9 protein-coding genes are annotated in these 13,996 nt (G+C 32.1%); 1 reads left to right on the top strand and 8 read right to left on the bottom strand.

Translation table 11 applies throughout. The annotated features are described in order from the left end of the window. Positions 1-47 precede the first annotated feature (47 nt). Entirely contained in the window at positions 48-458 is a 411-nt protein-coding gene (locus tag FA048_RS08370; RefSeq protein ID WP_136839807.1) for an organic hydroperoxide resistance protein, read from the bottom strand. A 123-nt stretch (positions 459-581) separates the two neighbouring features. Then, the gene (locus FA048_RS08375; RefSeq protein ID WP_136839808.1) at positions 582-2,738 is read right to left on the bottom strand and encodes an FUSC family protein; all 2,157 of its coding nucleotides are present in this window, start codon (positions 2,736-2,738) and stop codon (positions 582-584) included. A 998-nt stretch (positions 2,739-3,736) separates the two neighbouring features. On the opposite strand from FA048_RS08375, the gene FA048_RS08380 reads away from it, so the two are divergent. Continuing rightward, positions 3,737-5,089 (top strand): PhoH family protein, encoded by a 1,353-nt coding sequence (locus FA048_RS08380; protein WP_136839809.1) that lies wholly within the window; start codon positions 3,737-3,739, stop codon positions 5,087-5,089. Here the strand turns inward: FA048_RS08380 and FA048_RS08385 are convergent. From FA048_RS08385 to gyrA, 6 genes are all read right to left on the bottom strand, one after another. Further along, positions 5,086-6,294, bottom strand: coding sequence for a TCR/Tet family MFS transporter (locus tag FA048_RS08385; RefSeq protein WP_136839811.1), 1,209 nt, complete (start codon positions 6,292-6,294; stop codon positions 5,086-5,088). The two genes, FA048_RS08380 and FA048_RS08385, sit on opposite strands and share 4 nt — an antisense overlap. Positions 6,295-6,329: 35 nt before the next feature. Further along, the gene (nfi, locus tag FA048_RS08390; RefSeq protein WP_225872518.1) at positions 6,330-7,046 is read right to left on the bottom strand and encodes a deoxyribonuclease V; all 717 of its coding nucleotides are present in this window, start codon (positions 7,044-7,046) and stop codon (positions 6,330-6,332) included. Further along, a complete protein-coding gene (locus tag FA048_RS08395) occupies positions 7,039-8,247 on the bottom strand; it encodes a DUF763 domain-containing protein (RefSeq protein WP_136839812.1) in 1,209 nt (402 codons plus the stop codon). Before FA048_RS08395 ends, nfi begins: the two co-directional genes overlap by 8 nt. A 488-nt stretch (positions 8,248-8,735) precedes the next feature. Then, entirely contained in the window at positions 8,736-9,866 is a 1,131-nt protein-coding gene (locus FA048_RS08400; protein WP_136839814.1) for a tetratricopeptide repeat protein, read from the bottom strand. Positions 9,867-9,994: 128 nt separating this feature from the next. Continuing rightward, the gene (locus tag FA048_RS08405) at positions 9,995-11,080 is read right to left on the bottom strand and encodes a tetratricopeptide repeat protein (protein ID WP_136839816.1); all 1,086 of its coding nucleotides are present in this window, start codon (positions 11,078-11,080) and stop codon (positions 9,995-9,997) included. A 98-nt stretch (positions 11,081-11,178) separates the two neighbouring features. Continuing rightward, positions 11,179-13,764 (bottom strand): DNA gyrase subunit A, encoded by a 2,586-nt coding sequence (gyrA, locus tag FA048_RS08410; protein ID WP_136839817.1) that lies wholly within the window; start codon positions 13,762-13,764, stop codon positions 11,179-11,181. Positions 13,765-13,996 lie beyond the last annotated feature (232 nt).

A 13,996-nucleotide genomic window follows, 5' to 3' on the forward strand; every position in this document is an offset into this window, starting at 1 on the left:
TTCCCGATCTTCAGGAAGCTTTTTTATTAAACACAGCTTATAATTCTTTATACTGCCGTTACTCTAACTTCAATATTGCCTCTAGTTGCTTTAGAGTAAGGACATGTTTTATGTGCCAAATCAGCTAATCTTTGTGTTTCATCATGCGATAAACCAGGTACATGAACATCCAAATCTGCAGAAAGCGCAAATCCTTTTCCATCTTTGTTAAATGATATTTGAACATTAACAGTAGCTTCACTTACATCTACCCCTTCAGATTCTGCTATACTACCTAAAGCACCTAAGTAACAAGGTCCCCAAGCTGCAGCAAATAACTGTTCAGGATTAGTAGCGCCACCCTGACCTTCTAATTCTTTCGGTCTTTTTAATTCGAAATCTAAAATTCCATCACTAGATTTAATGTGTCCATCTCTTCCGCCTTGGGCGGTAACAGATGCAGTATATAACTTATTCATAAATATTTTTCTTTATTTATAAATTAACAAACTGAAGGTTAAGAAGTTTGAAATACTAAGAAAACAATACTAAATGCAATGGATTTTAATTATTCAGCATTTATTAAAATGTAATGAAGCTATTTAAATTTTCAGCTTTTCTGTTAGCTTAAATATGTCATAAGCTACTTTTTGAATAGAATCAAATTGTTCTGCTATAATCATACTTTCATTTTCAAGTGCTAATTCGTTAATATTTTTTCGTCTTATTAGCGGTACATTGCTGATATCATCATTGTGGGTAGTTAAATTTTGCGAAGACTGACTGAGTAGATAAATTGTATTTTTTGAAACAGGCTTTAAATCTTCATGATTTAAATATACAAAAGAGTGTTCCTTATTATATAAAGCTAAAGTAGCTATGTAAGAGGAAAGCAAATGATTAAGAACCGTAAACTGATGAAGTTCTTTAATGTGAAGTTGTTTGCTTTTAGGTTCAGAAAACATCCTTTGAAAAAGAGAAGACAAATTCGATGAATTTACATAAACTTCTTTTCTTGCTAATTTATAATTAGTAAGGTTAACATTTTGTTCAAAATATAACAAAGTAACTTGTTCAAAATAGTTCTTATTCGCTTTAATAGTATCAATCATGGCCTCTTTCAATTTTTCATGTTCCCAATTTGGAAACAAAGAATAGCTAGCTAATAAGGCAATACCAGAGCCTATTAGTGTGTCGTATATTCTTTCACGAGCTAAAGAAAGGCTTCCCATGCCTAAAAAATCAAATAATACTAGAATATAGGGTGTCATAAAAAGCACGCTTACCACATAATTCTTACGTTGAAAACTATAACTTCCAATCATGCAGATCAATAGAATTACAAAAAGCGTGTTCTTATCGTGGATATAAACAAGAATACCCATACCAATAAAAGCACCTATAATAGTGCCTATTAAACGTTGAATATTCCTCTCCTTAGTTAAGCTAAAGCCAGGTTTAGAAATTACAAGAATAGTTAGTAGAATCCAATAGCTATGTGCAAAATCCAGGCTTTTAGCAACTACAAAACCTATTAACATCACAATAGCCACCCTTAACGAATGTCTGAATGTAGATGAGCTAAATGTTAAATTATCAAAGAATAATTTAACATCCATGTTCTGTTTAGTTACAAACTTTTCTACATCAATATCTCTACTTTTTAGATTTTTCTTTTCTTTCTTATTAAAATAACTGTTAATTGTTTTTACTCTACCAACAATGTTTTCAATATTTACTTCAATGTTTTTAAGCGCAATTAAGCCTAATGTATTGTATTTCTCATTTTGGTTCTTTTCGAGAAGGGTAATTTTATATTTAAGTTTTTCTACTCCTATAATTAGCCTTGAATCTAAATGTGGAATTCCTCCACTTTTAAGTGCAAACGCAATTTCATCTAATGAAGATGCGATTTGATTAATAACCCTTTCATATCTAGGTAAAATACCAGATGAGTCAAACTGTTCATGTAACTGTTTGTAATTGTAATAGGTAGACATTACTTGCTCAAATAAATCAACCATATCAACAAAAACTAGCAATAAAAATCTTCCTTCTGGCGTAGATTCTCTTACAATTTCTCTTGTTCTAAATAATACATCACGTACTTCATCTTGCTTTTCATGTACATGAACCTGTAATTGTAATAATTCAGTATAATTCTTTTCATAATCGGTATTTTCATGATAAAATTTTGCCTTAGCTCTTAAAAAAGTACTCACTTCTAAAATAGAATCACTCAACATTTGTTGTACCAAACGATAGGGGCGTAGCCTGTAAACAAAGTAGCTTAATAAAGTATACCAAATACTACCTGCTAAAACTAGTAAAGCATAAAAGATTACTTCTCGCCAAGGTCTAATATCATCGATGCTTAAAACCATGATCAGTAAAACTGATGTACCTACAGATGCAGCTCTATTACCATAAAGAAAAAACATGGAGAAGAAGAAGCTACAAAGCACTAATAATGTACCTGTTACATATATATTTAAGTTGGTTAAACCTACAACAATAGAGATAATGAATAAAAGTACAGTGGTAATTAACATCGCATTGCGACGATGAACAATAGGGCCTGGCGAGTCTACAACACTAATACAAAGTGCACCTAACGATAGGGTCATTCCATATTGCAACATCCCAAATTGTGCCATGATAAGGGAGGGGCAAAGTACACCAATTGTAATACGTAAACCATCTGCAAAATAAGTACTGAGCAAAAAATCCTGTATATTTCTAATTGGCTGATTAAGCATGGTTCAAATTTACAATATTTAGCACTTAAAATCCTTTCAAATTAGTATATATAAATTTCAATAAATTAGTAGTAAGCAGAAAAATAAGCAGAATTTAATTTGATAAAGTTTACTAAACATTAAATATATGTGAAGAAGTAGAGCGTATTAAAATGTTAATAATGTTTAGCAAATTGAGGTATTAAATGCCTAATGCCATAATGAAATTAGGGTTTACAAGATTCAAAGTGTTGATAACCAGTAAAAAAAGGTTCATAACTTGTTAAAAAAATAATTCGATTTTTCTTGACATGTATCACTTCAAGTCCTAATTTAGATGATATCAATAACGAAGTACTTTGACAGTCTGGTAGAATAATCCAAAACAAAAATGAAGTCTCAAGGCTAAAATTTTTGGGAATATTCAAAGCTTAAAAATCAAATTCGAAAAGCATTGCAAAATGCAGATCGGTTTACATAAAGAAGTCGCAAGACTGTTAGTGTGTAAAAAATTAGTAACTGAAAATTCAATCACTCGCAAGAGGAGATAAATTGAAAACAACTAAGGTTTCAATACCAATAATTAATTTGAGGTAACAAATTCGATGAGCATTGAGAAATGCAAATCGTTTTACATTAAGAAGTCGCAAGATGGTTAGCATGTAAAAAATTAAGTCACCAAACTCAATCACTCGCAAGAGCGGATAAGTTTAGAAAACTTAAGGGCTGCAAAACCCATAATTAATTTGTAAGCAATACTAGGCACTATTTTAATTGCCGCATTTTACGGAGTAACGCAATAATAGAATAGGTTATAAACGAGTTTCGGAATTCGCAAGAAGACCAGACCACGAATTAGGTTAAGTATATTCAATTGATGCCATATTTTTGATTACGGTTAAAAATAAGGTTAAAACGGAGAAACCAAATCGCAAGAAGAGGGTCTCCGTTTTTCTTTTTATAGGGATTTAGCAAATAAACTATAATCTTTAATTGCTAAATGCTAATTTTAAGGTGCAATGGCAAAAAAAGAACTTCAAGATAAAAATTCATCCAAAAAAATATTTGTATTAGATACTTCAGTTATTTTATATGATCACGATGCTGTAAATAACTTTCAGGAGCATGATGTAGCAGTACCAGTATTGGTTTTAGAAGAATTAGACAATTTTAAAAGCGGTAATGATACACGTAATTTCGAAGCTCGTAACTTTATAAGGTTAATTGATCAGGCATCTAAAAATCATTTGATTAACAAGTGGTTTACGTTAAAGAAAAATAGTTTAGGAAAGTTTAAGGTTGTTTTAGATGAGCATCCAAAAAAAATAAATGCAGAAAAATTATTTGGGGAGGGAAAATTTGACAATCGAATTTTAAACGCCGCACTAGCACTCAAAGAAGAAAATCCTAAACGTAAGGTGATTTTAGTTTCTAAAGATATTTGCTTGCGTTTAAAAGCAAAGTCGCTAGATCTACATGCAGAGGATTATGAAACTGGAAAAATCAAGAATGCTGACGAATTATATACAGGAAGGACAGAATTAACAGATTTTGATTCTAAAGTTATTGATACCCTAAAACGAGGTATTACAATAGAAACTACTCAACTAAATTTACCTTATACTGATTCAAATCATTTTTATATTCTTAGAAATAAGAAAAAAAGTATAATTGCTTTTTATGATCAAACTGCTAAAAGTTTGCGTAAAGTTGATGAAGGTTTGGTGTTTAATATTCAGCCACGTAACGCAGAACAATCTTTTGCTATTGATGCTTTATTAAATCCCGACATTAAACTGGTAACAATACAGGGTAATGCTGGAACTGGCAAAACCCTTTTGGCATTAGCAAGCGCTTTAGAACAAAGAAAAGATTTTCGGCAAATTTACATTACAAGGCCAATTGTTCCCTTAAGCAATAAGGATATAGGTTTCTTACCTGGTGATGTTAAGCAAAAAATTGATCCTTACATGGCTCCAATATGGGACAATTTAAGGTTTATAAGAGAGCAATATGCGAATGATGAGAAGATGCAATTTAAAATTGATGAGCTGATCAGAACAGAAAAAATTCAAATTGCTCCTCTAGCATATATCCGCGGCAGAACCATTACCAAAATCTACTTTATAGTTGATGAAGCTCAAAATCTTACTCCACATGAAATTAAAACCATTATTTCGAGAGCAGGGGAACATACTAAGATTGTTTTTACAGGAGATATTTATCAAATTGACACCCCTTATCTTGATTCAGAAAGTAATGGTTTATCCTATCTAATTGAAAATGCTAAAAAGCATCCACTGTATGCTCATATCACTCTTCAAAAAGGAGAGAGGAGTGAGTTGGCCAACTTGGCTATCGAACTACTTTAATGGTGTTTTCGTAATGCAGAAATTGCTATAAATAAAGCAATTAGAGTTAAAACTGCACTAAAGATAAATGGTGCTCCCGGAAAATAAACATTATTACCTTTATTTATAAAGTGTGCAAAAATGTAAGCCATAGAAAATGGGCCTAATATTGCACCCGCACTTTGCATACTTGTTACGATGCCCTGAATTTCTCCTTGGGCATTATCAGGTACCTGATTAGAAATGATGGTTTGCATAGCTGGATTTCCAATTCCTGCCAAACAATAGGGAAGAATAAAAATCATCATCATTAATCCATTTGGCGCGAAGGCAAAGCACATAAACCCAATTATATAAAGAGATAAACCTAATATAATTGCATTTTTGCTGCCTATTTTCGGAATTACAATTCGAATTAAGCCGCCTTGTACTACAGCTACGGCAATACCAACAACAGTTAATGAATAACCAATCATAGTTGGATCCCAGCTAAATTTTTCTTTCACATAATAACCCCAATTAGATTGTACAGAATGACTTGCTATAAAAAGTAATAATAAAGCAACCACTAAACCAATAATTGCTGGGTATTTTGAAACACTTTGTAATGCTCCAATCGGATTTGCTCTTTTCCAAGAAAATTCTCTACGCTTATCTTTGGCTAACGATTCAGGTAAAATAAAATAACCATAAAGCCAGTTTAATAATGCCAATCCAGCCGAAATCATAAAAGGCACCCTAAGTCCCATGTTACTAACCAAGCCACCAAGCAACGGACCTATAATAAATCCTATTCCAAATGCTACACCAACCATTCCGAAATTTTGCGCTTTCTTTTCTGGTGTACTAATATCTGCAATGTATGCCATAGCTGTAGTAAAACTGGCACCAGTAATACCAGCAATTACTCTACCTACAAATAGCCAAGCTAATGTTGGAGCAAATGATAAGAAAATGTAATCTATCCCTAAACCTAAAAGAGATATCAATAATATCGGACGCCTTCCGTATTTATCACTCAAGCCACCAACAATTGGCGAAAAAGCAAACTGTGCTATTGAATAAGCAACTAATAATAACCCACCATATTCTGCTGCTTCTGCAAGTGATCTACCAGAAAGTTCTTTTATTAAATCTGGTAAAACCGGAATAATTATTCCAAAACCAATACAGTCAATTAAAATAGTAATGAATATAAAGCCTAAGGTCGATTTTTTGTTGTCCATTTTTTACAATTTGCTATAAAAATATAAGTTTAAGGTTAAAATAATTCAAAAGGAGAATTAACTTGACTAAATCCTTCTTTTAATTTGCCATTCCTAAATTCATTTACAATTTCATGTGCAATTCTTGTTGGCTCAGGAATTCGATATTTACCAATGCAGTTTTTCATAATTTCTAAACTTTTCTTTAATGTTAAACCATAACCTGGAGAAATATACACCGGTTTTGTGTTATTTTTTGTACGTAATGCAAACCCAATATGTTCATTTGAGCGTTTCTCATAAACAGGATTTGCAGCAAATTTCAAAACCGATGGTTCTTCATAAAAACCATATAACGAACTTTTAGCACAACCGATAGTTGGATGATTTGTTAATACTCCAAAGTGAGAGGCGATACCCATCCTTCGAGGATGAAGATAACCTTGTCCATCCAATACCACAACATCTGGCTTGTTTTCAATATGTTTCCATGCCTGAAGCAAAGCTGGGACTTCTCTAAAGCCCAAAAAACCTGAAACGTAAGGAAATTGTGTTTCAGCAGTTGCTAATGAATAAGACTTCAATTTTAGATCTGGATAACCTAAAATTACAATAACAGCATACATGAGTGTACTATTGGCATTAAATGATATATCTGCTCCTGCAATTGAGGTGATGCTAGTTTTGTCTGGAATATTAAATTTAAGTTGTTTCCTAAATTCCTCCTGCATAACAATTGCTTCAGGGATAGTTACTTTATCGTAATTAATCATTGAATAAATTTAGTTGACTTGAAATAGGGGCTTTATCTTTACCAAATACAGTTCTACCTCCATATTTCCAAGAATTAGTTCTTTCTTTCTCAATTAGTTCATCTAGATTTTCATTTGGTGTAAAATTATCTTCTGCTTTTGCAGCAATTTGAGATAGAGATCTAATTGCGTTTATTTTATCTGAATTTCCCAATTTTGATTTGTCAATTGCATTCCTTAATGTGTTGATGGTTTCATCATATACATTAACTGGAACAGGGAAGGGGTGACCATCTTTACCGCCATTGGCAAATGAAAAGCGTGCTGGATCTTTGAATCTAGCCGGATTTCCATAAATAACTTCACTAACCAATGCTAATGATTGCAATGTTCTTGGCCCAAGGCCTTGTAATAACAGCAGTTCTTCAAAATTTGATATGTTGTTTTCTTGAGCCAACCAAAGAATAGCACCCAGCCGTTTTAAATCTACATCTTTTGCTTTTACATCATGATGATTGGGCATTACCAACTTCCTAATTTCAGCTATCATTTTTTCAGGATGCTCAGATGTTAAACTCAACATTGATTTTTTAAGTGGGCTTGCCTGTTTATCAGTTAAATTTAAAATTTTACCACAATTTTGTCCATAAATAAAGGTATGAGGCTCTTCTGTAAAAGATTTTAAAGCAGAAGAATGCCAATGGTATCTTCTAGCAGTAGCACTTTGATTACTCATGCCTTGCTGAATAACGGTCCAGTTACCTTCATCACTAACAATAAAATTATGTTGGTACAATTGAAATCCATCTTGAACAGCTGTATTGTCAACTTTTGCACTTAGTTTACTACATTTTACAAGACTGTTAGCATCCAATCCATTTGTTTCAGAAAACTTAATAATTTCATTTGGTGTATTTGTTGAAAGTTTTCCTTTACCACCACAAATGTAAATACCAAATTCTTTAGTATGTAGATTTATATTTCTTTTTAATGCTCCTAAAACAGATGTTGTAATACCAGATGAATGCCAATCCATTCCCATAACAGCTCCAAGACTTTGAAACCAAAAAGGATCACTCATCCGCCTTAAGAAATCATTTTTACCGTTATTTGCAATAATTTCTTCAGTAATAGCTAAGCCTAATTTACCCATCCGCTCGGCTAACCATAATGGTACATAACCGTAATGTAAAGGTAAATCTGCAATCCCAGCTCTCTTCATAATACTAACAAATTTAGCAAAAAGAACTATAAATGCAAATAAGTTTAATAAAAATGAATTATTTATTGACGGTAGTGGCTGACAGCAATTTTACTTTATAATTTGTGTTTTTATAACGTTTTACCTTATTAGATACCTGCAGAATTTGATCTGGTTGAATAGTTTTATTGATTACAATTTCTTCTTTATCTAATTCAATACCTTTATTTGAAAAATACACAATTTGCAACTTAATATCTTTATAAATAGTTAATTGAGCAGTATTTTTTAATTTGATATGAATTGATATGAATTAAATAACCGATACTAGAAATAGTGAGAAGCGATAATTATGCATAAATGTATTTTGGTGTTTTTATTAGCCTAAAGTAATAAATATATAAGTATGATGCACAAAGCCATGTTAATCATCGCATTTATTATTGTCTTATAATTAACATTATGTTAAGTAATAATTTAAAACATATCCTCTACTATGTAGATCATGATTAAAATTCGTTAAGCTTTCTTTTTAATTCTTGAACTTTATCCAACCTATTCTTCCTGGTATAAATTTCAATTAGCAATTGAATTGTGTTTCTGTCGTTCAGATTTATTTCATGTGCACGCTGTAAAATAAATTCTGCACGATTTACATAGGATGTAAATTTTTGTTTGTTTTTATCTTTTAATGATTCATTAGCAATATTAACATAAACCAAACCTAGTTGATATAGTGCATCAAAATAGTTTTGATCAATATCTAATGCTTTTTTATAAGCTAGTTCTGCGGTGCCGGCATTCTTTAATTGAGATTGCTGTAAATAACCATATAGGAATAAAAGCAATTTACTTCTTTTTTCTGTTGCAATTGACCCCTCAATTATTTTAACAGCTCTATCATATTTCTCATTATCTAATAGCAAATTAATATAATCTGTTGTTAAATTTGAATGGTATGGATTAATTTTTAATCCATCCTCTAAGGTTTTAATAGCCAATTCACTTTCAAATTTTGAAGCATAGATATTTGCCATACTTTGAAATACTATTGGATTTTTAATTCCATTGTCTTTAGCCCTTTTAAAATAATTTAAGGCCTCATTATAGTCTTGGATATTCTGCGCACATATTCCAACGTTTATTGCTAGAGTTGTATCAGTTGGCAAATAGTCACTTACTTGTTTTAGCGTGTTGAAAGCGCTTGTAAAATCATTTTGTTGGTATGCTTTATTGCCATCTGTTTGTTTTTTGATATTTACATTGTAAGTTGCAGCTTTTATTAATGAAGAATTAGCCTGGTACTTGTCTAAAGAAATTGCTTTTTCTAAAGCCTCAACAGCTAGGCTATAATATTTATCAGCATTTGCTTCATTGTCAACTATAGCAATATATGAACTCAAATAAGCTTTAACAGCCCATGTTTCTGGCCAGTTTTTTGTTTTCTTGTCACTTTGAGCTAATTCTATAGCCTTAATGCCCTCACCTATTATAGTGAGCTGTTTTTTAACATCTTCCTTATTTGCAATACTTACTTGTAATTTACCTACACTGTTTTGGGCAAGTTGAACTTGAGATTTTTGAGCAATAGATTTAACGCTAAAAAAAAGGAGAATAATTAATATATGCTTAAAGTTCATTATGATGCTTTTGATATCCAAAAATAACAAAAATGAATAGAACAATTAGTCTTCATTATTGCTGGTACTCATTATTTTTCAAAAAAAAAGGGATAAATAAATTATCCCTTTTTTTAAAGTAATTGATTTTAATTTTTTGCTGGTATAGCATCTAATCTTTTCTTAATCTCATCATAGCTTTTAGTATCTCCTTTAAAAGCATAAATCTTAGTTAAGATATCTAAGGTTGGCGCATGATTGGCATCAATTTCTAAAGCCTTTTTATAGAACGGAATTGATTGATCAATTAAGGCTACTACTTTAGCAGTTTCAGCATTATATTCTTTAACCTTTTTCTGATCAAGCTTATCTCTTTCTTTTTGTACAAAAAGTGCTTTATTGAAATAAGTATTACCCATTAAATACTGATACAATGCATTTTTTGGATTAGTAGCAATTAACTTAGATAATGATTCTTGTGATTTAGCAATATCACCTTTGGCAATATAAATATCAGTTTCAGCAGCTATAAAATCCCCTTCATTTGGGTATTTTGCCAAGGCTTCTTTAATAATCCCCAAACCAGCAGTAGTATCTTTTAGATTAGTTAATGTTATCCCTATAATTTCCGCATAATAGTTCTTTGCATCAGGAACATTAAATTCAATCATCTTTTTAAAGTTTTTTACCGACTCTTCATAATTACCATCCATTTTAGCAACTAAACCAGCATTCATGTATGTAGACGTATCACTTGGATTTAGTACTAATAATTCTTTAAATGAACTTAACGCTGCTTTATAGTCTTTTTTATTGTAAGCTCTAATTGCTCTTGCACTAATTGCATTACGAATATTAATTTTTGCAAGATCGATATTCTCTTTTTCAGAATTTTTAGCATCTAAACTTTTTGCTTTTTCTATTGCTTCTTCAGCAATTTTTTGTTTAGCTATAGAATTGGCTAAATCAACAGAATCTGTTAATGCAATTGCAGATGCAAATAAAGCCCTGTATGACCAAGCATCTGGTAAAATTTTAGATTTTTCATTCGCAATAGCATTATCTGTATTTGTTAAACCAGAATTTAAAGCAGTCATTGACTTATCAAATGCTTGTTTATTAGCAGTAATGCCATAAATATCCCACTTCTTTTTTGCTTCTGCTACTTCACTTTTTTGAGCATTTGCAAGTGTAGCACTACCTACAATTAATATACTTAAAAGTAATTTTTTCATATTATTTGTTTTTAATGGTTGTGAAGCTATCATAGGTTTACCAAACCTAATTAGTAAAATTATGATAACTTCATGTTTCTATTTTTTTCGAAATTATATTAATTCTCTTCTTTTTCTTCGTCGGTATCAGGATTGTTATCTTCTTTAGGGGCTTCGTTTGTTGGCTCTTCTACTTCTGTTATAGTTTCTTCGCCCTCAACAATTTCTGCTTCCTCTTCGTCAATCTCATCTTCATGCTCAATTTTTGCTACCGATGCAATTTCATCATTTCCTTTTAAAGTAATTAATCTAACACCTTGCGTTGCTCTACCCATTACTCTCAATTCGCTAACAACAATCCTAATAACTATACCAGATTTATTAATGATCATTAAATCATCAGCATCTGTTACATTTTTAATAGCAACTAGTGCGCCAGTTTTTTCAGTAACATTAATTGTTTTAACGCCTTTACCTCCTCTATTTGTAACGCGATAATCATCAATATCAGTACGTTTACCATAACCTTTTTCTGAAACTACCAATACAGTTGCCGTAGGATCATCAATTGCAATCATACCTACAACTTCATCTTTATCGTGTGCTAAAGTAACACCTCTAACTCCTGTTGCAGTTCTTCCCATTGGTCTAACTGTACTTTCGTTAAAGCGAATTGCTCTTCCAGAACGTAACGCCATTACAATTTCACTGCTTCCAGTTGTTAAACTTGCTTCTAATAATTGATCACCTTCATTAATGTTTATTGCATTAATACCATTAACACGTGGACGAGAGTAAGCTTCTAAAGAAGTTTTCTTAATAGTACCTTTTTTAGTACACATAATAATAAAGTTATTCTCTAAGTATTCTTGATCCTTAAGGTTTTTAACTTTAATGTAAGCTTTAACTTTTTCTTCTTTAGGAATGTTGATGATATTCTGTAATGCTCTTCCTTTACTTAATCTACTTCCCTCTGGAATTTCGTAAACTCTTAACCAGAAACAACGTCCGGCTTCGGTAAAGAACAACATGTAATTGTGGTTAGAGGCAATTAATAAGTGTTCGATAAAGTCTTCATTTCTTGAATCACTTCCTTTTGAACCTTTACCACCCCTACCTTGTGTACGGTATTCTGAAGCTGGTGTACGTTTAATATAGCCTTCATGTGAAATGGTGATAACAACTTCTTCATCTTCTATGAAGTCTTCCATGCTCATATCTTCTGCCGAGTGAACGATTGTTGTTCTACGTTCATCACCATATTTATCAAGCATTTCAGCTAATTCATCTTTAATGATTTGCATACGTAAAGTTTCATCAGCCAAGATAGATTTTAAATACTCTATGGTTTTCATCAACTCTGCATACTCATCTTTGATTTTATCACGTTCTAGACCTGTCAATCTACGTAAAGTCATATCTAAGATCGCTCTAGCTTGGATATCACTCAAACCAAATGATTCCATTAAGCCAACTCTAGCTTCTTCTGGTGTATTTGAAGCACGAATTAATTTAATTACTTCTTCAATATGATCTAAAGCAATTAATAAGCCTTCTAAAATATGTGCACGTTTTTCAGCCTCCGCTAACTCGAACTTAGTTCTACGAACAATTACATCATGCCTGTGGTCAACAAAATGACGGATTAAGTCTTTTAGATTTAACATTTGCGGACGGCCATGAACCAACGCAATATTGTTTACACTAAATGAGGTTTGTAAAGCTGTTTGTTTAAATAAATTATTTAGTACAATGCTTGCATTCGCATCGCGTTTAATTTCATAAACGATACGAATACCATCTTTATTTGATTCGTCTTTAATGTTAGAAATACCTTCTAGTTTTTTCTCGCCAACCAATTCAGCAGTACGCTCAATCATCATTGACTTGTTTACCTGATAAGGAATTTCTGTAACAATAATTGTTTCGCGATCTTTAATAGTTTCGATTTCAGCTTTTGCACGCATTACAATACGACCTCTACCTGTTTCGAAAGCTTCTTGTACACCTGCATAACCATAAATAATAGCTCCTGTCGGGAAATCAGGACCTTTTACATATTTCATTAACTCAGGTATGGTAATTTCATTATTTTCGATGTAAGCAACAGTAGCATTGATAACCTCTGTAAGGTTATGCGGCGCCATATTTGTTGCCATACCTACTGCAATACCAGATGAACCGTTAATTAACAGATTTGGTACCTTAGCAGGCAATACAGTTGGTTCTTGTAATGAATCATCAAAGTTTAACTGAAAATCTACAGTATCCTTGTTGATATCGGCCAACATTTCTTCTGCAATCTTTTGAAAACGAGCCTCTGTATAACGCATTGCTGCTGGCGAGTCTCCATCAATTGAACCATAGTTACCTTGTCCATCAACCATTAAATAACGTAAGCTCCACTCCTGAGCCATACGCACCATAGTCATATATACAGACGAATCTCCATGTGGGTGATATTTACCCAACACCTCTCCTACAATACGTGCAGATTTTTTGTAAGGTTTTCCTGCACCTAAACCCAAGTCTAACATACCGTATAAAACACGGCGGTGTACTGGCTTTAACCCATCACGTACATCAGGCAAAGCCCTACTTACAATAACAGACATCGAATAATCGATGTAAGCAGATTTCATCTGCTCGTCTATGTTTATTGAAATGATTTTGTCGTTCTCTTGATTTTCTAAATCTTCTGCCATAAATTTTTGTTTGTTGCGTTTGCGTAGGGCTTTGTGCGTTAAACGCTTACCCTTATCGCTATTCGCAATAATAAATTAGGTTTTACTATAACCTTGCGAATTTAACAAAATAACGGTCAATATGCACCTTAATGTGGAAAAGTTTTAGCCTTGGGGATAACCTTTTTTTGAAGGGTATTTTTATACAGGATTCGTCTTGCTGAACTTGTTTATAATAGCGATGTGGGGTGCT

It is taken from the genome of Pedobacter polaris, assembly GCF_005116505.1.
Taxonomy (GTDB): Bacteria; Bacteroidota; Bacteroidia; order Sphingobacteriales; family Sphingobacteriaceae; genus Pedobacter; species Pedobacter polaris.

Bases quoted from the DNA above. Each gene is read 5' to 3' on its own strand.
- FA048_RS08370 (WP_136839807.1), bottom strand. From the start codon at position 458: ATGAATAAGTTATATACTGCATCTGTTACCGCCCAAGGCGGAAGAGAT.
- FA048_RS08375 (WP_136839808.1), bottom strand. From the start codon at position 2,738: ATGCTTAATCAGCCAATTAGAAATATACAGGATTTTTTGCTCAGTACT.
- FA048_RS08380 (WP_136839809.1), top strand. From the start codon at position 3,737: ATGGCAAAAAAAGAACTTCAAGATAAAAATTCATCCAAAAAAATATTT.
- FA048_RS08385 (WP_136839811.1), bottom strand. From the start codon at position 6,294: ATGGACAACAAAAAATCGACCTTAGGCTTTATATTCATTACTATTTTA.
- nfi (WP_225872518.1), bottom strand. From the start codon at position 7,046: ATGATTAATTACGATAAAGTAACTATCCCTGAAGCAATTGTTATGCAG.
- FA048_RS08395 (WP_136839812.1), bottom strand. From the start codon at position 8,247: ATGAAGAGAGCTGGGATTGCAGATTTACCTTTACATTACGGTTATGTA.
- FA048_RS08400 (WP_136839814.1), bottom strand. From the start codon at position 9,866: ATGAACTTTAAGCATATATTAATTATTCTCCTTTTTTTTAGCGTTAAA.
- FA048_RS08405 (WP_136839816.1), bottom strand. From the start codon at position 11,080: ATGAAAAAATTACTTTTAAGTATATTAATTGTAGGTAGTGCTACACTT.
- gyrA (WP_136839817.1), bottom strand. From the start codon at position 13,764: ATGGCAGAAGATTTAGAAAATCAAGAGAACGACAAAATCATTTCAATA.